23 protein-coding genes are annotated in these 19099 nt (G+C 71.9%); 8 read left to right on the forward strand and 15 right to left on the reverse strand.

Annotated elements, in window-relative coordinates; all coding sequences use genetic code 11:
- Positions 1-30: 30 nt before the first annotated feature.
- Both GTY47_RS34130 and GTY47_RS34135 read left to right on the forward strand, forming a co-directional pair.
- Positions 31-1056, forward strand: coding sequence for a glutathione S-transferase C-terminal domain-containing protein (locus tag GTY47_RS34130; protein ID WP_029181223.1), 1026 nt, complete (start codon positions 31-33; stop codon positions 1054-1056).
- 38 nt (positions 1057-1094) lie between these two features.
- Entirely contained in the window at positions 1095-1391 is a 297-nt protein-coding gene (locus tag GTY47_RS34135) for a DUF4235 domain-containing protein (protein WP_010040583.1), read from the forward strand.
- A 52-nt stretch (positions 1392-1443) separates the two neighbouring features.
- On the opposite strand, the gene GTY47_RS34140 is transcribed toward GTY47_RS34135, so the two are convergent.
- Positions 1444-1725: an Lrp/AsnC ligand binding domain-containing protein gene (locus GTY47_RS34140; RefSeq protein ID WP_010040585.1), complete on the reverse strand. Its 282-nt coding sequence runs from the start codon at positions 1723-1725 to the stop codon at positions 1444-1446.
- 127 nt (positions 1726-1852) lie between these two features.
- Here GTY47_RS34140 and GTY47_RS34145 point away from each other — a divergent pair, with 127 nt between their 5' ends.
- On the forward strand, positions 1853-2365 hold the full coding sequence (locus GTY47_RS34145) for an AzlC family ABC transporter permease (RefSeq protein WP_010040587.1): 513 nt from the start codon (positions 1853-1855) through the stop codon (positions 2363-2365).
- 50 nt (positions 2366-2415) lie between these two features.
- On the opposite strand, the gene GTY47_RS34150 is transcribed toward GTY47_RS34145, so the two are convergent.
- Both GTY47_RS34150 and GTY47_RS34155 read right to left on the reverse strand, forming a co-directional pair.
- The gene (locus tag GTY47_RS34150) at positions 2416-2808 is read right to left on the reverse strand and encodes a VOC family protein (protein ID WP_010040589.1); all 393 of its coding nucleotides are present in this window, start codon (positions 2806-2808) and stop codon (positions 2416-2418) included.
- A gap of 79 nt (positions 2809-2887) precedes the next feature.
- Positions 2888-3352, reverse strand: coding sequence for a pyridoxamine 5'-phosphate oxidase family protein (locus GTY47_RS34155; RefSeq protein WP_010040591.1), 465 nt, complete (start codon positions 3350-3352; stop codon positions 2888-2890).
- 309 nt (positions 3353-3661) lie between these two features.
- On the opposite strand from GTY47_RS34155, the gene GTY47_RS34160 reads away from it, so the two are divergent.
- Entirely contained in the window at positions 3662-4693 is a 1032-nt protein-coding gene (locus GTY47_RS34160) for a 7-epi-alpha-eudesmol synthase (RefSeq protein WP_010040594.1), read from the forward strand.
- A gap of 42 nt (positions 4694-4735) precedes the next feature.
- Here GTY47_RS34160 and GTY47_RS34165 read toward each other — a convergent pair whose 3' ends face one another.
- From GTY47_RS34165 to GTY47_RS34190, 6 genes are all read right to left on the reverse strand, one after another.
- Positions 4736-5986 carry a cytochrome P450 gene (locus tag GTY47_RS34165; RefSeq protein ID WP_010040597.1) on the reverse strand — a complete coding sequence of 417 codons (1251 nt, stop codon included), beginning with the start codon at positions 5984-5986 and terminating at the stop codon, positions 4736-4738.
- A complete protein-coding gene (locus GTY47_RS34170; protein WP_029181224.1) occupies positions 5983-6588 on the reverse strand; it encodes an ATP/GTP-binding protein in 606 nt (201 codons plus the stop codon). Before GTY47_RS34170 ends, GTY47_RS34165 begins: the two co-directional genes overlap by 4 nt.
- The gene (locus tag GTY47_RS34175; protein ID WP_010040608.1) at positions 6569-6940 is read right to left on the reverse strand and encodes a DUF742 domain-containing protein; all 372 of its coding nucleotides are present in this window, start codon (positions 6938-6940) and stop codon (positions 6569-6571) included. Before GTY47_RS34175 ends, GTY47_RS34170 begins: the two co-directional genes overlap by 20 nt.
- Entirely contained in the window at positions 6937-7347 is a 411-nt protein-coding gene (locus GTY47_RS34180) for a roadblock/LC7 domain-containing protein (RefSeq protein ID WP_003994857.1), read from the reverse strand. The genes GTY47_RS34175 and GTY47_RS34180 overlap by 4 nt, the downstream gene beginning before the upstream one ends.
- Before the next feature lie 5 nt (positions 7348-7352).
- Positions 7353-9077 (reverse strand): ATP-binding protein, encoded by a 1725-nt coding sequence (locus GTY47_RS34185; RefSeq protein WP_010040613.1) that lies wholly within the window; start codon positions 9075-9077, stop codon positions 7353-7355.
- Positions 9078-9326: 249 nt separating this feature from the next.
- Positions 9327-10271 (reverse strand): helix-turn-helix domain-containing protein, encoded by a 945-nt coding sequence (locus GTY47_RS34190; protein WP_010040615.1) that lies wholly within the window; start codon positions 10269-10271, stop codon positions 9327-9329.
- Positions 10272-10342: 71 nt separating this feature from the next.
- Between GTY47_RS34190 and GTY47_RS34195 the strand changes: the two genes are divergently transcribed.
- Positions 10343-11293: an NADP-dependent oxidoreductase gene (locus GTY47_RS34195; RefSeq protein WP_029181225.1), complete on the forward strand. Its 951-nt coding sequence runs from the start codon at positions 10343-10345 to the stop codon at positions 11291-11293.
- 100 nt (positions 11294-11393) lie between these two features.
- Here GTY47_RS34195 and GTY47_RS34200 read toward each other — a convergent pair whose 3' ends face one another.
- Entirely contained in the window at positions 11394-12500 is a 1107-nt protein-coding gene (locus GTY47_RS34200; RefSeq protein ID WP_010040618.1) for an NAD(P)-dependent alcohol dehydrogenase, read from the reverse strand.
- A gap of 24 nt (positions 12501-12524) precedes the next feature.
- Positions 12525-13979 carry an aldehyde dehydrogenase family protein gene (locus GTY47_RS34205; RefSeq protein WP_010040622.1) on the reverse strand — a complete coding sequence of 485 codons (1455 nt, stop codon included), beginning with the start codon at positions 13977-13979 and terminating at the stop codon, positions 12525-12527.
- A gap of 103 nt (positions 13980-14082) precedes the next feature.
- Here GTY47_RS34205 and GTY47_RS34210 point away from each other — a divergent pair, with 103 nt between their 5' ends.
- From GTY47_RS34210 to GTY47_RS34220, 3 genes are all read left to right on the forward strand, one after another.
- Positions 14083-14520 carry a MarR family transcriptional regulator gene (locus GTY47_RS34210; RefSeq protein WP_010040624.1) on the forward strand — a complete coding sequence of 146 codons (438 nt, stop codon included), beginning with the start codon at positions 14083-14085 and terminating at the stop codon, positions 14518-14520.
- A gap of 226 nt (positions 14521-14746) precedes the next feature.
- Entirely contained in the window at positions 14747-15127 is a 381-nt protein-coding gene (locus GTY47_RS34215; protein ID WP_010040626.1) for an anti-sigma factor antagonist, read from the forward strand.
- Positions 15128-15304: 177 nt separating this feature from the next.
- Complete coding sequence (locus GTY47_RS34220; RefSeq protein ID WP_010040630.1) at positions 15305-15967, forward strand: DUF4230 domain-containing protein; 663 nt, start codon at positions 15305-15307, stop codon at positions 15965-15967.
- Here GTY47_RS34220 and GTY47_RS34225 read toward each other — a convergent pair whose 3' ends face one another.
- The 4 genes from GTY47_RS34225 to GTY47_RS34240 are packed head-to-tail and all read right to left on the reverse strand — an operon-like array spanning position 15968 to position 19086.
- Positions 15968-17731, reverse strand: coding sequence for a complex I subunit 5 family protein (locus GTY47_RS34225; RefSeq protein WP_010040631.1), 1764 nt, complete (start codon positions 17729-17731; stop codon positions 15968-15970). It lies immediately after the preceding gene.
- On the reverse strand, positions 17731-18078 hold the full coding sequence (locus GTY47_RS34230; protein WP_040903308.1) for a sodium:proton antiporter: 348 nt from the start codon (positions 18076-18078) through the stop codon (positions 17731-17733). The genes GTY47_RS34225 and GTY47_RS34230 overlap by 1 nt, the downstream gene beginning before the upstream one ends.
- Positions 18079-18088: 10 nt before the next feature.
- Positions 18089-18829 carry an MnhB domain-containing protein gene (locus tag GTY47_RS34235; protein ID WP_010040635.1) on the reverse strand — a complete coding sequence of 247 codons (741 nt, stop codon included), beginning with the start codon at positions 18827-18829 and terminating at the stop codon, positions 18089-18091.
- Positions 18826-19086 (reverse strand): hydrogenase subunit MbhD domain-containing protein, encoded by a 261-nt coding sequence (locus tag GTY47_RS34240; protein ID WP_010040637.1) that lies wholly within the window; start codon positions 19084-19086, stop codon positions 18826-18828. The genes GTY47_RS34235 and GTY47_RS34240 overlap by 4 nt, the downstream gene beginning before the upstream one ends.
- Positions 19087-19099 lie beyond the last annotated feature (13 nt).

Raw genomic sequence — 19099 nt, forward strand, 5'->3', positions numbered from 1 at the left:
GCCACACGTATGCCGAAGGAGGTCATCCCCATGAGCCGCGACGACGGCGACGACGGCAACAGCGCCTACGGAAGGAGGACGTTCAAGCGGTCCAAGGCGCACTTCACGGACCGGATCACCGCCGACGGCCGGGACGGCTGGCCGGTGGAGGCCGGCCGCTACCGTCTGGTCGTCAGCCGCGCCTGCCCGTGGGCGAGCCGGTCGCTGGTCTCCCGGCGGCTGCTCGGCCTGGAGGACGCGCTGTCCCTGGCCGTCGCCGACCCGATCCAGGACGACCGCAGCTGGCGCTTCACGCTGGACGAGGACGGCCGCGACCCGGTCCTCGGCATCCGCTACCTCAGCGAGGCCTACGACCGGCGGGAGACCGGCTATCCCGGCGGTGTCAGCGTGCCGGCGGTGGTGGACGTGCCGAGCGGCGAGCTGGTCACCAACGACTACCAGCAGCTGACGCTCGACCTCGCGACCGAATGGACGGACCTGCACCGGGAGGGCGCGCCCGACCTGTACCCGCACGAGCTGCGCGACGAGATCGACGAGGTGATGGCGGACGTCTACGAGGACGTCAACAACGGCGTGTACCGGGCGGGTTTCGCCACCGAGCAGGAGGAGTACGAGACCGCCTGCACGGGCGTGTTCCGGCGGCTGGAGCTGCTCGCGGACCGGCTGGAGCGGCAGCGGTACCTCGTCGGCGACACCATCACCGAGGCGGACATCCGGCTGTTCACCACGCTGGTCCGGTTCGACGCGGTCTACCACGGCCACTTCAAGTGCAACCGCTGGAAGCTGACGGAGAACCGGGCGCTGTGGGGATACGTCCGGGACCTCTACCAGACGCCCGGCTTCGGCGACACCGTCGACTTCGACCACATCAAGCGCCACTACTACCAGGTGCACACGGGCATCAACCCGACCCGCGTCGTGCCGCTGGGCCCGGACCTGTCCGGCTGGCTGACCCCGCACCACCGCGAGGAGCTGGGCGGCCGGCCGTTCGGTGACGGTACGCCGCCCGGGCCGGTCCGCGCCGAGGAGCGGGTCCCGGCAGCCCACACCCCCTGACCACCGACATCCACCCCTCACCGACCAAGGAGATTCACGTGGCCAAGAAGAAGAAGCTGCCCATCGCCTACCAGCCCCTCGGATTCGTGCTGGGCTGGTCCAGCGGCTGGCTGGCCGGGCTGGCCTTCCGCAAGACGTGGATGGCGATCCGGCACGAGGAGGACGCGCCCGACGCGCTGGACAAGGACCGCGGCTGGGGGGAGATCCTGCTGGCCGCCGCGGTCCAGGGCGCCATCTTCGCCGTGGTGCGCAGCGCCGTGGACCGCGCGGGCGCCAAGGCCATCGAGCGTTCCACCGGCACGTGGCCGGCCGGGGAGAAGGGCGGCCGCGACTGACCGTGCGCCGGTGCCTCGCCCGGCTCCGGCCGGGCGAGGCAGGCCACCGTGCTCAGCCGTCCACCTTGATCGTCTTCATGGTGAGGTGCGACTCCAGGCGCAGAACGGCGGGCAGACCGCTGAGCTTGCCGGTGAGGAAGGCCTCGTAGGCGGCGTGGTCGGCCACGGCGACGCGCAGGCGTCCGTACATGCGCCGGAACTCGACGACCTCCTCGTAGGAGGCCACGGTGCTCTCGAACTCCTCGACGGCCTTCCGGTCCTGCGCGTGGATCTCGACGTCGATGAGCACTTCGAGTTCGCGGCCCGGCGCAGACAGAGCACGATCGGCAACCATATGAGGCGGCTGCTTACCTAAAATTGCCGACATGCGAACAAGCCGTGCGGCGCGGGCCGCCTTCCGGGGTGGGCCGGGCTGTCCGCCGCGCTGATACGGCGGTTCCTTCGAGTTCCTGCTCATCGGCATGGCCACCGCCGCCGCCCCGCTCGCGTCCATCGCCGTGGCCGCGTTCCTGGTGCGGGCGCGGCACGTCTTCTACGCCCTGTCCTTCCCCCTGCACCGGGTGCGGGGGCGTCTCGCCAGGACGTACAGCACCTTCGCGCTCACCGACGAGGCGTACGCCCTGACCTCCACCGAGCGGTCCCGCAGCTGGTCGAGCGAGCGCATCCTGTGGCTCCAGTTCTTCATGCACCTGTACTGGGCCGGCAGCGCGACGGCCGGGGCCCTGCTCGGCTCCCTCGTCCCGGACGGCGTCACCGGACTGGACTTCGCCCTGACGGCCCTGTTCGTCGTCCTCGCGGTACCTCAGCACCCGGATGCCCGCCGGCGTGATGGTGATCCTGGTCGTCTACTGCCTGCGCGACCTCCCCGTCACCGATTCGTGCGCCGCGGCACCGCTGACCGCCCTGGCCGTCACGGTCGGCCTGCACCTCTGGCGCCGCATGTGGCCCTGGCCGGCACCGTGTTCGCCCGCTGAGCCGATCCTCACCGTCGGGCTCTGCCCGCAGCCGACTGAAGCCGGTCGGGTCAGCCCTGTTTCGGCGCGGTCGGTGGGGTGCGGCGCAGAACGAAGGAGTGGCCTGCCGGGTCGGCGTAACCGCGCTCCTCCAGGGGGCCCGAGGCCTCCTTGGCCTCCAGGGGGCGGCCGCCGAGGGAGATGACCCGGCGTTCCACCGCGTCGAGGTCGTCCACCACGAACTCCAGGTGCGCCTGGAGGGAGTTCTCGGGGCGGGGCCAGCTGGGCGGGGTCGCGTTGACGTCCCGGCGCAGCGCGATGCGGAAGCCGTCCGCGCCCTTGATCTCCACCCGGTTGGCGGTCGCGACCGCCTCCTCCCCCTCCAGCAACTCCTTGTAGAACACGGCGAGCTTCTCGGGCTCGGCACAGTCGAGTACCAGGACACCCGCTTTCACCAGTGCCATGTCTCCTCCGCAGGATTCCGGCCGCGGGGCGGTCGTGCCCCGCGGCCTCGTACCTTGCGGTTATCCCGGTCCGGCCGATTCAGTCGGCCGTCAACCACTCTCCGTCGCGCATGAGTTCGCGGCCGTCCAGTTCATCGGCCTCCCGCCAGGCCTGTACGCGCTGCGGCACGACGCGGAAGTAGAGGTACGGCGTGGCCAGGCGGCGGGGGTCGAACCCGGTCTTGGCGGCGAAGAGTTCGGCGTCCTGCTCGGTCAGCTCGCCGGGCTGGACGGTCTCGACGGTGCCCTCGACCATGACGACGTCACGGGTCGGTCCGATTCCGACGCGGGCCCTGCCGGTCGCGGCCAGATTCCGTCCGGTGGGGCTCGACGCGGGCGTGGCGAACAGCAGGTACGAGCCGTTCCAGAGGAACGACAGCGGGACGAGGTACGGCGTCCCCGACGCGCTGTCGGCCGTGGCGACCCAGGCGTCCACGTCGTTCTCCAGACGGTGCAGGGTGTCCTTCTTGCGCTGCCCAGCGCTGCGTGCGGGTGCGGACGTCATCGTCGGCGGTCCTCCTGAAACGTCGTCAACGGACGGTCACCAGTGTGACGTTCCGAGGCTGCGGAGGCCCGGTCGACAAGCCGGGGCCGGGTGAGGGACGAGGGAGTATACGCAGCTCATGCGCTTCGGGCAGTAACGGACATCACGGCAGGGTCACGGAATGGCTTATTCACGCCTTGGGCAGTCTCGTAGCGCTTCTCGGTTCAACTTTCGGACTGCGAAGCCGAGTTCGAGTGTGCGGGCGGTTCACGGCACCGCTCGCTCGCAGGGGTGGGGGGACTCTGCGGTCCGTCTCCCGAAAGGAAGCACATGCCTCAGGACGTCCGGTTCGATCTCCCCTTCGACACGCCGGTCAGCGAGCATCTGGAGTACGCCCGGGCACGCCATCTGCGCTGGGTGTGGGAGATGCGCCTGGTTCGCAGCCGGGACGGGTTCGAGGAGTACAAGTCCTGGGACCTGCCCCAGGCGGCAGCGCGCACCTATCCGCACGCGTCGGCGGACGACATGGTCGTCCTGATGAACTGGTTCTCGCTGGCCTTCCTCTTCGACGACCAGTTCGACGCCAGCCGGCCCGACCGCGCCGACCGCATAGCGGAGGTCGCACGGGAGCTGATCGTCACGCCCCTGCGGCCGGCGGGCAGTCCGCCCCGGGTGGCCTGTCCGATCACCCTCGCCTGGGCCGAGGTGTGGAAGTACCTCTCCCATGGCATGTCCCTGACATGGCAGACGCGTTTCGCCGCCTCGTGGGGGCGGTTCCTGGTCGCGCACTGCGAGGAGGTCGACCTGGCGGCCCGGGGTCTGGAGGGCACGCTGGGGCTCGACGAGTACGCCGAGTTCCGGCGCCGTACGGTCGGCATCCACCACAGCATCGACGCGGGCGAGCGCAGCCGCGGCTTCGAGGTGCCCGCCCAGGCGATGGGGCATCCGGTGATGGAGCGGATGCGTGACCTGGCCGCGGACACCATCGGGTTCATGAACGACATCCACTCCTTCGAGCGGGAGAAACGGCGCGGCGACGGCCACAACCTCATCGCCGTGCTGCGCCGGGAGCGGGGCTGCTCCTGGCAGCAGGCCACCGACGAGGCGTACCGGATGACGATCGCCTGTCTCGACGAGTACCTCGAACTCCAGGAGCGTGTCCCGCAGATGTGCGACGAACTGCGGCTCGACGAGGCGGAGCGGGACCGGGTGCGGATGGGCGTCGAGGCCATCCAGCACTGGATCAACGGCAACTACGAGTGGGCGCTGACCAGCGGCCGCTACGCGGCGGCGAAGGAGGGCCCGGTGGCGACGGCCGAACTGGCCGGACGGGGATCGGTGGACGACCTGCTGACCGTGTGACGACGGGACGGTGCCCGGCCGGACATCCGGCCGGGCCCGGCGTCAGACCGGGAACTCGACCGGCAGGCTGTCCAGCCGCGACTCCCACGTGGAGGCGGTCGAGGTGAGCTCGTCCGGGGGCACGGCCAGGGTCAGGCCCGGCAGGCGGTGCAGCAGGACGTCCACGGCGATCTCGATGACGGACTGGCCGATGCTCTGCCCGGGGCACTCGTGCGGACCGGAACTGAACGCCAGATGAGCCTGGTTGCCCTGGACCGAGACGCCGGTGTCCGGCCGGATCTCCGGGTCGATGTTGCCCGCCGCGAGGCCGAGGACCAGCAGGTCGCCCTCCTGGATCTGGTGGCCGCCGAGTTCCAGGTCGCCGGCGGCGAACCGGCCCGGCAGCACGGCCAGCGGAGGGCTGTTCCACATGACCTCCTCCACCACGGCCGAGATGTTCAGCTGCCCGCTGATCAGTCCGGAGAGCCGGGCGGTGTCGGTGAGGATCAGCTGGAGGACCCGGGCCAGCAGGTTGCTGGTCGTGGTGTGCGCGGCGATCAGTACCAGACGCAGATGGCTGACCACCTCCTCCTCGTCGAGGCCGGCCGCGTGCCCCAGCAGGGCGGTGGTGAAGTCACCACCGGGCTCGGCCCGCTTGCGCTCGGCCAGTTCCCCGAGGATCGCCATGATGCGGTCGTTGTGCGCCAGGGCGTCCTCGCCGCCCTTGAGGACCTGGGCGCAGGACTCGACCAGGTCCCGGCCCTCCGCCTCGGGCAGCCCGAGGATGCGGGAGAGGACGAGCATCGGCAGGTACTCGGCGTAGTCGGACACGAGGTCGGCGCGTCCGGTGGCCGCGAACGCGTCGATCTGCTTGTTCGCGAAGTGGGTCGCGTGCCGCCGGATGCCCCGGGCCGAGGCCGCCTGGAGTCCGTCCGTGACGGCGGCCCGCAGCCTGCGGTGCGGCTCGCCGTCCTGGGAGACGCAGTCCGGCCGCCAGCCGAGCATCGGGATCAGCGGCGAGGTCTCCTCGACGCGCCCCTCGGCCCAGTCCCGCCAGATCCGCGCGTCCCGGCTGAACTGGCGGGGGTTGTCGAGCACCCGCCGGTTGTCGCGGTAGCCGAGGACCAGCCAGGCGGGAACGTCGCCTTCGAGCAGGACCGGCGCGACCGAGCCGTGCTCCTTGCGCAGCCGCTCGTAGATGCCCACCGGGTCGGTCGAGGCCTCCGGCCCGTAGAGCCGGGTGAGTTCGGTCGCCTGGTGGGCGACGGGGCAGCCGCGGGGTGCCTGGAGGGGGTTTTCGGTCTGATCGTTCATCGGGGCTCCAGGGCCACGGCCGAGCGTTCCTTCAGGTGGTGGATCAGGGCGACGAGGACGTCACGGCTCGAGGCCCGGTCGCGTGCGTCGAAGGCCACGACCGGGGTGTGCTCGGGGATGTCCAGGGCGTCGCGGATCTCCTCGACCGGGTAGTTCCGGGAGTCGGGGAAGACGTTCAGCGCGACGACGAACGGGACGTCCTGCCGCTCCATCTCCTCGATCGCCCGGAAACTGGATTCCAGGCGGCGCGTGTCCACCAGGACGATCGCGCCGAGCGCCCCCTTGAACAGCCCGTTCCACAAGAACCAGAACCGCTCCTGGCCCGGCGTGCCGAACAGGTAGAGCACCAGGCTCTCGTTGATCCCGATCTTGCCGAAGTCCAGGCTGACCGTGGTCTGCGTCTTGTCGGCGACGCCGATGAGGTGGTCGACGTCGACGCTGGCCTGGGTGAGGGTCTCCTCGGTGGTGAGCGGCTTGATGTCGCTGACCGACCGGACCATGGTGGTCTTCCCGGTGCCGAACCCGCCGGCGATCATCACCTTCACCGAGCGGGTGTCCCCGGCCGCCCGCCCTCCGGGTTGGTCAAAGCCTTTCAAGTCCACTGAGTACCTCCTCAAGGAGCGCGAGGTCGGGCCCGCGGCCGGCGTCGTGCGCCGGGATGGGATCACGGGCTTCGACGCGACCTGCGTCCAGCAGGTCCGACAGCAGCACCGCGAGAATGTTGAAGGGCAGCCCCAGGTGGGCGCCGAGTTCGGCGACCGACAGCGGATCGCGGCAGCGCCGGAGGATCTCCTCGTGCTCGTGCTGCATGCCCGGTAACGGGGCGGCGCGGGCGACGACGAGAGTCGCCACGTCGAGGCTCGACGCCGAACCGCCCGGTCCGCTGCGCCCTCCCGTGAGGACGTAGTAGCGCTCGAGACCGGACGGGTCCGACGGCCTGCGGGGAGCACTCATCCAGAGTGCTCCTCCAGGCGCGGAGTGGTGCCGAGGAGCTCACCCATCCTGCGGGCCAGGTCCCTCATCTGGTGCCCGAGCAGGCCCTGGTCGAGGCCCTCCCTGGCGAGGACACCGAGGTACGTCTCCACACCGGCGCGGACGACGAAGAGGTGCCCGCCGTCGACCTCGATCATCGCGAGGCGCAACTGCCCGGCGTACTTGGGGAACTGCTCGGCGACCGGCTGGGCCAGTGCCTGGAGGCCGGCCACCACGGCGGCGAAGCGGTCGACGTCGTCGGGGTCTTCGGCGCCGTAGGAGGTGATGGCCTTGCCGTCGCTGGAGGCCACGAGGGCGAAACGGATCTCCTGGATGCTCTCGACGAGATCACGGAGCGCCCAGCTCACATCTGTTCCTTGCTGCGTCATGAGGACTAGTCGCTCTCTTCGGTGCGGTACTCGGTGGACACGCGTCCGGCGGGGGTATCGCGGTCGTCGCCCGCCGGGGAGGCCTCTTCGGCGTCGCGTCCGGCGGTGGCGAAGGCCGCGAGACCGGAGAAGGAGGCGTCCGGCGGGACGGCGGAGACGGTGCCCCGGTCGGTCCGGTCGGCCTGCCTGGGCCCGTCCGTCTCGTTCCGCTTGCTGCGGCGCCGGGGCAGTCCGCCGGGTGTGGTCTCCACGCTTTCCGTCCGCGCGGCCGGCGCGGGGGCGGTGACCGTCTCGCGGGCCGGGGCGGCCGCGGCGGTACGCACCTCCGGGGCGGGCGCGGCCTGGGCGGCCGTGGCCGCCGGCAGCGGGCTGAAGTACTTGTGCGGGACCACGACCACCACGGAGGTGCCGAGCCAGGGCGAGTCCGCGAAGGTGACCCGGATGCCGTAGCGGCGGGCGAGGGCGCCGACGACGCGCAGGCCGATGCTGGCGTCCTCGGTGATGCCGCCGAGGCCCGCGCCGGGCGCGGTGCCCGCGAGGGCGTGCTCGGCCTCGCGCTTCTTCTCCTCGCTCAGGCCCTTGCCGGAGTCCTGGATCTCGATGCCGACGCCGTTGGGGACCTCCTTGCCGGAGATGAGCACCGGCTCGGTGGGCGGCGAGTAGCGGGCCGCGTTGTCCAGGAGGTGGGCGAAGATCAGCGTCAGGTGATCCACCAGGCCGCCGTCGACGCCGAGTTCGGGCAGATGGCGCACCTGGACGCGGTGGAAGTCCTTGATGCGGCCGATGCCGCCGCGCACCACGCTCAGCAGCCGCTGCGGCTCCTGCCACTGGCGTCCCGGACGGTCCGAGCCGCCGAGCACACCGATGCTCGCGGCGAGCGAGTCGGCGGGGCCGAGTTCCTGGTCGAGCTCCATCAGACCGCGCGCGACGGCCGGGAGCCTGCCGTGCTCGCCCTGCATCTCGTGCAGCCGGCCGCGGAGCTTGCTGGTCAGCACGTGGATGCGGTTGCCGATGCTGATCACGGCCTGCTCGGCGGAGGTGGAGCGGTCGAACTCCGCCTCCAGGCCGATCAGGGCGGTGCGCAGCAGCTTGCGCAGTTCGGCCTGGAGGTCGGCGCTGACCTTCGCGCACTGGTTGACGGTCGGCAGGACGTCGTCGATGGCCTCGCCGGAGCGCAGCTTCTCCATGGCGTCGGGCAGTTGCTCGTCGGCGAGCCGGGCGACCGCGGCGAGCTGGTGGGAGAGCTGCTCCTGCCAGACCTCGGCCTGGTCGGCGAGCTGGGCCTCGTAGGACCTGGCCTGCTCGGTCAGCCGTTCCTCATAGGCCCGGGACTGGTCGGCGAGCTGCGACTCGTACGTGGCGCTCTGCTCGGCGAGGCGCCGCTCGTACGACGCGTTCTGCTCGGTGAGCTGGGACTCCAACGTGGCGCGCTCGGCGGAGAACTTCCGTTCCAGGCCCGCGACATGCTGCTGCCACTGCTGGTTGTGCTCGGCCTGCGTGGTGCGGAAGGAGCCCTCCGCCCTGTGCAGTTGGGCCCGGGTGCGCAGCAGCAGGCGTACGCACACGGCACCGGCCGCCGTCGCCGCGATGCCGGCGACGGCCGTGGTTATTCGCTCCGAGCTCATGAACGTGGCGGCAACGGTCCCGCCTCCCAAGCCCAGCGGCATCAACCACCAGCTGTACCAGGCGACAGGGGCCCGCGCCGCCGGTGGCGGAGTGGCGAGTTCCATCTGCATCCTTCGAGGCAACACGATCGAACAGGGGGGTGTGGACCGCACTCATGAGTACGCACCGCGAGTCGACCGGACGCGATCGCGTCAACTCGCAGCGCCGATCGGAACCTTATCGGGTTTGAACCCGAAAGGATCAACCTTGCCCCCCGCCGGACGTGAGGGTTCCGTCACGCTCCGACAGAAAGCAACAGGTCGACAAATGGCTTTGCTGCCCGAGCAGTTGGGCGGACGCCGGGCCGTGCCGGGTCAGCGCGTGGTCTGGAACGTGCGGCGGTAGGCCTGCGGGGTCACCCCGATCGCCGCGTTCAGGTGCTGGCGCAGGGAGGCGCCGGTCGCGAAGCCGACCCGGCCCGCGATCTGGTCGACGGTGAGGTCGCTGGACTCCAGCAGATGCCGGGCCCGGCCCACCCGCTGCTGGATCAGCCAGCGGCCGGGGCTGAGACCCACCTCTTCGTGGAAGCGGCGGGCGAACGTGCGCAGGCTCATCCGGGCGTGACCGGCGAGGTCGGCCAGGGTGAGCGGTTCGCCGAGGCGTTCCAGGGCCCAGGCGCGGGTGGCCGCGGTGGTCGCGGCGCCCTGTTCGGGGACGGGCTGTTCGATGTACTGGGCCTGGCCGCCGTCCCGGAACGGCGGGACCACGCAGCGGCGGGCGACGGTGTTGGCCAGGCGGCTGCCGTGGTCCTTGCGGACCAGGTGCAGGCAGACGTCCACGCCGGAGGCGGCTCCGGCGGAGGTGAGGATCGGGTGGTCGTCGACGAACAGCACGTCCGGGTCGAGGTCGACGTGCGGGAACATGCGCCGGAAGTGGTCGGCGACCTGCCAGTGGGTGGTCGCCCTGCGGCCGTCGAGGAGCCCGGCGGCGGCGAGGACGAAGGCGCCGGTACAGATGGAGACGATGCGCGTCCCCGGGCGGATGAGCGCGAGCGCGGCCAGGACGTCGCCCGGCACCTCGTCGGCCAGGTGGGCGGGCGCGACGGGCGCGATCACCACCGTGTCGGCCGTGGCCAGGGCCTCGGGGCCGTGTTCCACGGTGACGCCGAAGTCCGCGTTCGTGCGCACCGGACCGCCGTCGACCGAGCAGGTCAGCACCTCGTACCGGCCGTCGGCCGCGCCCAGGATCCGGCTCGGGATGCCCAGTTCGAACGGGTACACGCCGTCCAGGGCCAGGACCACCACTCGCTCACGTCGCATGGCACGATCCTATCGAAGGTTGGCAATTCTGCCATTGGCGGCTCGGGCGCGGACGGGCACGCTTGATCACCATGAGCACACAGAACACGATGCGAGCCATCAGCCAGGACGTCCTCGGCGGCCCCGAGGTCCTGAAGGAAGTGGAGATCGAGCGCCCGGCGCCCCGGCCGAACGAGGTGCTGGTCCGGGTGCGGGCCGCCGGGGTCAACCCGACCGACTGGAAGCACCGCGCCACGGGCGGTTTCCTGGGCGATCCGCCCTTCGTCCTCGGCTGGGACGTCTCCGGGGTGGTGGAGGCTGTCGGCATCGGCGTCGCGGCGTTCGCGCCCGGTGACGAGGTCTTCGGCATGCTGCCGTATCCGTTCGGGCACGGCTCGCACGCCGAGTACGTCATCGCTCCGGTACGGGCCCTGGCCCGCAAGCCGGCCGGGATCGACCACGTCCAGGCGGGCGCGCTCCCGCTGGTGTCGCTGACCGCGTGGCAGGCGCTGGTCGAGCACGCGGAGCTGCGGCCCGGGCAGCGGGTGCTGATCCACGCCGCTGCGGGCGGGGTCGGGCACGTGGCGGTGCAGATCGCCAAGGCGCGCGGCGCCCATGTGATCGGCACCGCGAGCGCGGGCAAGCACGGGTTCCTGCGGGAGATCGGCGTGGACGAGGCGGTGGACTACCGGGAGACGGACTTCACCGAGGCCGTGAAGGACGTCGATGTCGTCCTGGACACGATCGGCGGCGACAACGCCCTGCGCTCACTGCGCGTCCTGCGCCCGGGCGGGGTCGTGGTGTCGATCCTGCCGGGAGGCTCGGACGACTTCTACGAAGAGGCCGGGCGGCTCGGTGTGCGCGCGGTCCGGATGCTGGTCGACGCCGACCGCGCAGGCATGGAGACGATCGCGGAACTCGCCGAGACGGGCAGGCTCCGCGCCACCATCGCCGGAACCTTCCCGCTGGCCGCCGCCGCGGAGGCCCACGCCTCGGGCGACACGGGCCGAACGACGGGGAAGCTGGTCCTGGTCGACGACTGACCCGGACGGCAACGCCGCCCCGAAGGGGCGCGGGGAACTGCGCGACAAGCCACGGCCGGGCCGCACACACAGGTCCACCGCACCCCCCGGGTTCTCCGCGTCAGAACATCAGGACCGGCTTGATCGTCTTGCCCGACCTCATGTCCTGCACCGCCCGGTCGATGTCCCCGAAGGGATACGTGCCGATCAGGCGGTGCAGCGGGAGCCGACCGTCCTTCACCAGGCGGACCAGCGCGGGGATCATGGTCTGGGTCTCGCTGTCGCCGAGGGTGAGGCCCACGATCCGCTTGCCCCCGAGCAGGCCGTTGACGTCGAGGGCGACCTCGGTGCCGAAGGGCGGGGCACCGACCACGACCAGGGTGCCGCGGGCGGCGAGCGCGTCGACGCCCTGGCGCAGGACGCCGACATTGCCCGTGGTCTCCACGACACCGTCCGCGCCCCGGCCGCCGGTGATCTCGGCGAGGGCCGGGGCGAGGGCCGTCCCGCTCGTGTCGACGGTGTGCGTGGCACCCAGTTCCGTCGCCAGCGACAGGCGTTCGGAGACCCTGTCGACGGCGACGATCCGCGTGGCCGGGGTGAGGGCCGCCGCCATCACGGCCGACAGGCCGACCGCTCCGGCGCCCAGGACGACGACCGTGCTGCCCGTGTCCGGCTTCAGGACGTTCCAGACGGCACCCACACCGGTCTGCACGCCGCAGCCCAGCGGGGCGATGGACTCCAGCGGCACGTCCGGGTCGACCTTGACGAGGCTGCGCTCGTCGGCCAGGGCCCGCTCGGCGAAGGAGGACTGGCCGAAGAAGTGCCCGCCCAGGGCCTGGCCCCCGCGGCTGATGGTGCTCGTGCCGTCGGCCCGGCTGCCGCCGAGCAGGTTCAGCGGCAGCCAGGTCGCGCAGTACGCGGGGTGCCCGCCGCGGCAGTTGCGGCAGTCGCCGCAGGAGGTGAAGGAGAGCAGGACGTGGTCGCCGGGCGTGACGCCGGTGACGGCGGAGCCGACGGCCTCGACGACGCCCGCGCCCTCGTGGCCGAGGACCCCGGGCAGCGGGAAGGGCAGTCCGCCGCTCGCCACACCGAGGTCGGTGTGGCACAGGCCGGTGGCGACCATGCGGACCAGCGCCTCGTGCGGGCCGGGTTCGTCCAGGACGACGTCGGAGAGGGTGAAGGGCGCGCCGCCGGACTCGACGACCGCGGCACGGGTGGTGGTGGGCATCGCAAGAGCTCCTTGACGACTGTCTCAGTCGAGCGAGACGACGACGGACTTGACCTTGGTGTAACCGGCGAGCGCCTCGGGCCCGTACTCGCGGCCGTAGCCGGAGTCCTTCACGCCGCCGAAGGGCATCGCGGGGTCGAGCATCGCCCAGTCGTTGACCCAGACGATGCCGGCCTGGAGCCGGTCGGCGACCCGGTGCGCGCGGGCGAGGTTGGTGGTCTGGACGCCCGAGGCCAGGCCGTAGGGCGTGGAGTTGGCGAGGGCGACGGCCTCGTCCTCGTCGTCGAAGGGCTGCACGGTGAGGACCGGGCCGAAGATCTCCTCCTGGACCACGCGGGAGTCGTTCGACAGGTCGGCGATGACGGTGGGCTTGTAGTAGTAGCCGCCGTCCAGGTCGAGCCGCTCGCCGCCGCAGACGATCCGGGCGCCCTCCTTGCGGGCCAGGGCGACGTACTCCTCGACCTTCCTCAGGTGCTTCTCGGCCGCCATCGGGCCGACGACCGTGGCCGGGTCGCGCGGGTCGCCGACCGGCACACCGGGCACGGCCTCGGCGAGGATGCCGAGCAGCGTGGGGTACACCGAGCGGGCCACCAGCAGGCGCGGGCCGCCCATGCAGAACTGGCCGGTGTTGAAGACGAAGCCCTTGATGACGGCGCCGACGGCCTTCTCCAGGTCGGCGTCCTCGAAGACGATGTGCGCGGCGTTCCCGCCGAGTTCCATGGTGACGGGCTTGAGGGCCTCGCCCGCGACGCTCGCCACGTGCCTGCCGATCGCGGTGGAGCCGGTGAAGGCGACCTTGTCGACGCCCCGGTGCCGCAGCAGCGCCTCGCCGGCCACCGGGCCGGTGCCGGTCACGACGTTCACCACGCCGTCCGGTACGCCGGCCTGCTGGAACAGCCGGGCCATGTAGAGGGCGCTCAGCGGGGTCTCGTCGGCGGGCTTGTGGACGACCGTGTTGCCGGCCGCGAGCGCCGGGCCGATCTTGGAGCCGGCGAGGATCAGCGGGAAGTTGAACGGGGTGATGGCGGCGACCACGCCGAGCGGCTCGCGCTTGGTGTAGGCGAGGGCGTTCATGGGGGTGTCGCGCAGGGCGCCGTCCTGGCTCTGCGCGAGGTTGGCGAAGTACTCGTAGTCGTTGGCCGCGTTCGTCACGTCGACGGCGCCGCACAGCGTGATCGGCTTGCCGACGTCGAGGCTCTCCAGTGCGGCGATCTCGTCGGCGTTCTCGCGGATCAGCTGGGCGACGCGGTGCAGCACCCGGCCCCGCTCGCGGCCGCTCAGACCGGACCAGGCGCCGTCGTCGTGGGCCTCGCGGGCGGCCCGCACGGCCGCGTCGACGTCGGCCGGGCCCGCCTCCGCGACGGTGGTGACGACCGTGCCCCGGGACGGGTCGACCACCTCGGTACGCGCCCCGTCGGCGGCCTCGCGCCACTGTCCCCCGATGAACAGCCGTCCGGGTTCCCTCTCGAAGGTGGTCATCGCCACTCCTCAGCGTCGTCGCCAAGATTTCAACAAACAGGATTCCTGTTGGTTCGCAGTCTCTTTACAGACAGGTTTCCTGTCAATGCTCTAGCCTGCATCCATGCTCGACGCACAGGCGACCAAGGCACCCCCTTCCCTGCTCTACATGGTCAAGCAGGTGGAGCTCGTCGTGCGCTCCCACCTGGACGAGCTGGTCAGACCCTCCGGGATCACCGCTCTCCAGTACACCGCGCTGACCGTGCTGGAGCGGCACGACGGACTGTCGGCGGCCCAGCTGGCGCGTGACTCCTTCGTCACCGCGCAGTCCATCGCCGACCTGGTCCGCTCCCTGGAGGGCCGCGGGCTGGTGCGCCGGGAGCGCAACCCCCGCAACCGCCGCGAGCTGCTGATCCTGCTCACCGACGCCGGGCGGGAGCTGCTCGCGCAGTGCGCCGGGCCCGTCCGGGAGCTGGAGGAGCGGATGGTGCGCGACCTCACGGCGCACCAGACCGAGCAGTTCCGCCAGGCCCTCATCAAGGCGTGGCACGCCTTGTCGTAGTCCGGGGACGCTCTGTCGTGGCCCGAGGCGCACGCCGGAGATCACGCCCGCGCTCACGCCCGCGCACGCCCCGCGCGAACCTCGGCCAACTCGGCCGCAATTCAGAGACATATGTCAATCGAACATGCTCAAATTCACTCGTTGGAGGGTAACTTGCAGGGCGGGGAACGGTTGTGAGGACCGCGGCCCCTCCCCACGCACGGAGCAGGCTGGAGGCGATCTCGTCGTGCGGCAGGAACCTGCACCGCTCACCCGGCATCTGCGCGTCCGCCAGGAACGGGGGCACACGGTGCTGGAGTTCCGCGGCGAGATCGACCTCGCCGCGGCCACGGAGATGGCCCCGCACCTGGACCGGGAGACGAACCGCCGCGCCGCCCGGATCGTGATCGACCTCAGCGGGATCGAGTTCTTCGACTGCTCGGGCCTGCGGCTGCTGTACCGGGCCAGGAGCCGGGTGCTCGACCGGGACGGGCAACTGCTCCTCGTCTGCGCCCACCCGTTGACGCTGCGGGTCCTGCGGATCACCGGCCTGTCCCGGCTGCTGCCCCCGCAGCCCACGCTGGACGCCGCCCTGGAGCAGCCGGAGGCGGCCTCCGGCCCGGTGTGATGCCCAGGGGGTGTCCGCAAAGTCCCGCCTGCCCCGCGGCGTCCGGGCGGACGACGGGACCTTGCGGACACCCCCTGTGCGCCCTCCCGTGCTTCCGCTGACGTCCTTGCGTCCTCAACCGGCCGGTCTGCCAAGGGCCGTGGCGGGCATCCGGACAGTAGGAAGGAGGGCCGTCGCATGACGACTCCCGTCAAGCGTCTCCCCGGGCGCGTGCCCGGCTGGGCGAAGGTGCTCGGCGCGCTCGTGCTGGTGCTCGTCGTGTTCTTCGCCGGGATCCGGCTGAGCGTGATCCCGGGCCTGAAGGACCTGTTCGGCACCGACACCCACGACCGGTCCGGCCCCGCGCTGCTGAAGTCCATCCAGGACCTCAGCCGTTACGACGCCGCCTCCGGCAACTTCCAGGTCGTCGTGGACCTGGAGAAGGACGCCAAGTTCCTCCCCGACGCGATCCGCGGCACCCGCACCCTGTACGTCGGCGCGGGCACCGTCGACGCCTACGTCGACCTGGGCAAGGTCGGCGACAACGACGTACAGGTCAACGGCGACCGCACGTCCGCCACGCTCCGGCTGCCCCACGCGCGACTGGGCAAGCCGGCCCTCGACCCCGACCGTTCCTACGCCGTCTCCAAGCAGCGCGGTCTCTTCGACCGCCTGGGCGACCTCTTCTCGGACAACCCCAACGGCGAACAGGCCGTGCAGAAACTCGCGGTACGGCACATCGGCGACGCGGCGAAGGAGAGCGAGCTGACCGCCCGGGCCGAGACCAACACCACGGGCATGCTCGAAGGCCTGCTGCGTTCCCTGGGCTTCAAGGAGGTGCGCGTCTCGTACGGGGACTGATCAGCTCCCGAGGACCCCGGGCAGGGCCAGCGCGCCCAGCAGCGTCGTGCCCACCAGCAGCCACGCGACGTAGTCCCCGACGTGCCCGGACTGGAGGCGCCGCAGCGGCAGCGCCCGGCCCGGCGCGGCGAGCAGCCGCGGCCGGGTGACGGCGACGGCCGCGAGGGCGAGCGCCGACGCGGAAGAGGCCAGGCCGAGCAGGACGCCGAGCGGAGTCCAGTGCACCGGGACGTGCACCAGGCCGCCGGTTCCGGCCTCCTGCACGGCGTGGCCCACCGCGCCGCCGAAGCCGGGGACCACACCGACGGCGAGGGATCCGGCGAGCAGCACCGCCGGGACGGCCGTCATGGTGTCCGGGACCCGGCTCAGCCGGTGCCGGGTCTCGGGCTCCTCGCCGGAGCCGGTCGTCTCGTAGGCGTCCTTTTCCTCCGGCCGGGGCCCGAGGCCGAGGAACACGCGCGCGGCGACCCGCAGGACCGCCCCGGCGGTCACCGCGCTCGCCAGGACGTACAGCACGGTGAGCGGGCCGCCCACGGCCTCCTCGGTGACCGACTTGCCGAGCGCCGTGCCGAAGGGCGGCAGCCCGGCGAGGCCGAGCCCGCCCACGACGAACAGGACGGCCACTCCCCGCAGGTGCCGGGCCCGGCCGTGCAGCGCGTGCTCGTCGACCGAGCCGTACCGGTCGAGGAGGATGCCCGTGCAGGCGAACAGCGCGGCCTTCACACCGGCGTGCCCCAGGACGTACAGGGCGACCCCGTCGTCCGCCTCCGGGGTGAGGGTGCCGATGCCCGTGAGGAACAGCCCCATGTGGGCGACGGTCGAGTAGGCAAGCAGCCGTTTGATGTGCCGCTGGTACCAGCACATGACCGCGCCGACGACCGCCGTCAGCACGCCGAGCGCCACCAGGGCCCGCTCCACGTCGGCTGCGGGCAGCCCGCCCGGCCCGGAGAAGACGGTGTCGTGGACCCGCCACACACCGAAGGCGCCGAGCTCCACCATGACGCCCGACAGCAGCATGCAGACCGGGGTGGGGGCCACCGCGTGCGCGTCCGGCAGCCAGAAGTGGAACGGTACGGCCGCGCCCTTGACCAGCAGCCCGGTCAGGACCAGCACGAATCCCGCGAGGACCAGCGCGTCGGGCGGACCGTGCGCGTCCAGCCCCTGCCCGATCCGCCTCATGCCCAGCTCGCCGGTACGGGCGTACAGCAGGCCGATGCCCATCAGCATGGCGTACGCGCCCAGTGAGTTGACGACGCCGAAGGTCAGCGCCCCCTGCACGGCCCGGGCCTCCTCGACCCGGTGGCCGGTCAGCGCGTAGGCGACGACGCTCATCAGCTCGAACCACACGAACGTGTTGAACAGGTCGCCCGCGATCGCGAAACCGCACATGCCCGCCTGGAAGAGCAGCAGCAGCGCCGGGAACGAGCCGGAGTGCCCGCGCGGCGGTTCCTCGAAGTAGTGCCAGGAGTACACCAGGGCGGCCAGGGTCAGAGTCGAGGCGAGCGCGGCCATGCCGAGCCCCGGCCCGTCCCCCACCAGGACGATCCCGACGCTCTCTCCGTGCACGGGCACCCAGCCGCCCACCCATTCAACCTGCGGTTGCGAGGAGTCGAGCAGGAGGACGACCGCGAGCCCGGCGGTTCCGGCGGAGACGGCACAGCCGGCGGACTCGGCGGCGGCCCGGGGTACCCGGCGGCCGCCGGCGGCCAGCAGGGCGGCCCCGAGCAGCGGGACGGCGACGAGGAGCGGCAGCAGGTGGTGCATCAGCCGCGCAGCTCGGAGAGTTCGTCGGGGTCGACGGTGCCGTGCCGCTTGGAGACCTGCACGACGAGGGCGAGGAGCAGGGCCGTGACGGTGGCGCCGACGACGACGTCGGTGAGGGCCAGGGCCTGCACGACCGGGTCGACGACCGGCCGCGCGCCGGGTTCCAGGTCGGAGTAGACGGGCGCAGTGGCCCCGTCCCGGTAGCCGACGGCCAGCAGCAGCACGTAGGTCGCGCACTGGCACACCGACAGGCAGCCGACGGCGTGGATGAGATCGCGGCTGGTGGCCAGGCCGTAGCAGCCGGCCAGGAAGATCCACGCGGCGACCAGGTAGGCGAACACGTCCATCACAGCGGCCTCACGTTCCGCTCTCCTCCTCGATCTCGACGGCCTGGTCCAGGAAGCGGGCGAGCAGCACGACGACGGCGCAGGCGACCTCCATGCCGACGGCCGCGTTGAGCAGCGGGACGGTGCCGCCGGAGGACAGCGTGTTGAACGTGCCGTGCGGCAGCAGCGTGTTGGCGAGGAAGGCGGCACCGCCGAGCAGTGCCGCGACGCCCGTGACGAGGTAGGCGCAGACGGCGACCCCGTCGCCCACCTCGTACCGTCCGACCGGCCGGACGCGTTCCAGGGCGCGGTAGTCGGCGCCCAGGTACAGCAGGTGCAGGGCGGTCGCGGCGACCACGCCGCCCTGGAAGCCGCCGCCGGGGCTGAGCTGCCCGTGCGCGACGACGTACAGGCCGGTGAGCAGGGCGACGGGCAGCACGAGCAGGGCGTAGCGGCGTACGGGCGGGGCGACATCGGCGGGTTCGGGCCGGGCGCGGTGCTCGTCGCGGGTCTGCCGCAGCAGGACGACGCAGCCGAGCACGGCCGCGAACAGGATGGTCAGCTCGCCGAGGGTGTCGAAGGCCCGCTGGTCGAAGTTGACGGAGGCGATGGTGTTGGCGGTGCGGTGGGCCAGCGACGCCTCGACGGCGCGGTCGCCGTAGGGGTGGCGGTCGCCGCCGAAGGCCGGCAGGCCGAGGCAGGCCGCGACGAGCAGCGCGGCGACGCCCGCGCCGCCCACGGCCACCAGCCACAGCCGCGTGCGGGGGCTCATTTCCCGCCTTCCTCGCGGTGCCTGCGTCGTCTCACCTTGCGGACCGTCAGCAGCAGCAACAGCGGCGTCAGCGCGGAGCCGACCGCGAGCTGCGACAGTCCGACGTCGGGGGCCTGGAGCACGGTGAACAGCACGGCGAGCACGACACCGAGGACGGACAGCACGAGGGCCTGGCGGACGGGGTCGCGGGTGGCCACGGCCACGGTCGCACAGGCGGCGACCAGCACCAGCGCGACGGCGATCACGGCTTCGTCCACGGCTGCCTTCTCC

This window comes from Streptomyces sp. SID5464 (assembly GCF_009862985.1).
GTDB classification, from domain to species: Bacteria; Actinomycetota; Actinomycetes; order Streptomycetales; family Streptomycetaceae; genus Streptomyces; species Streptomyces chartreusis_D.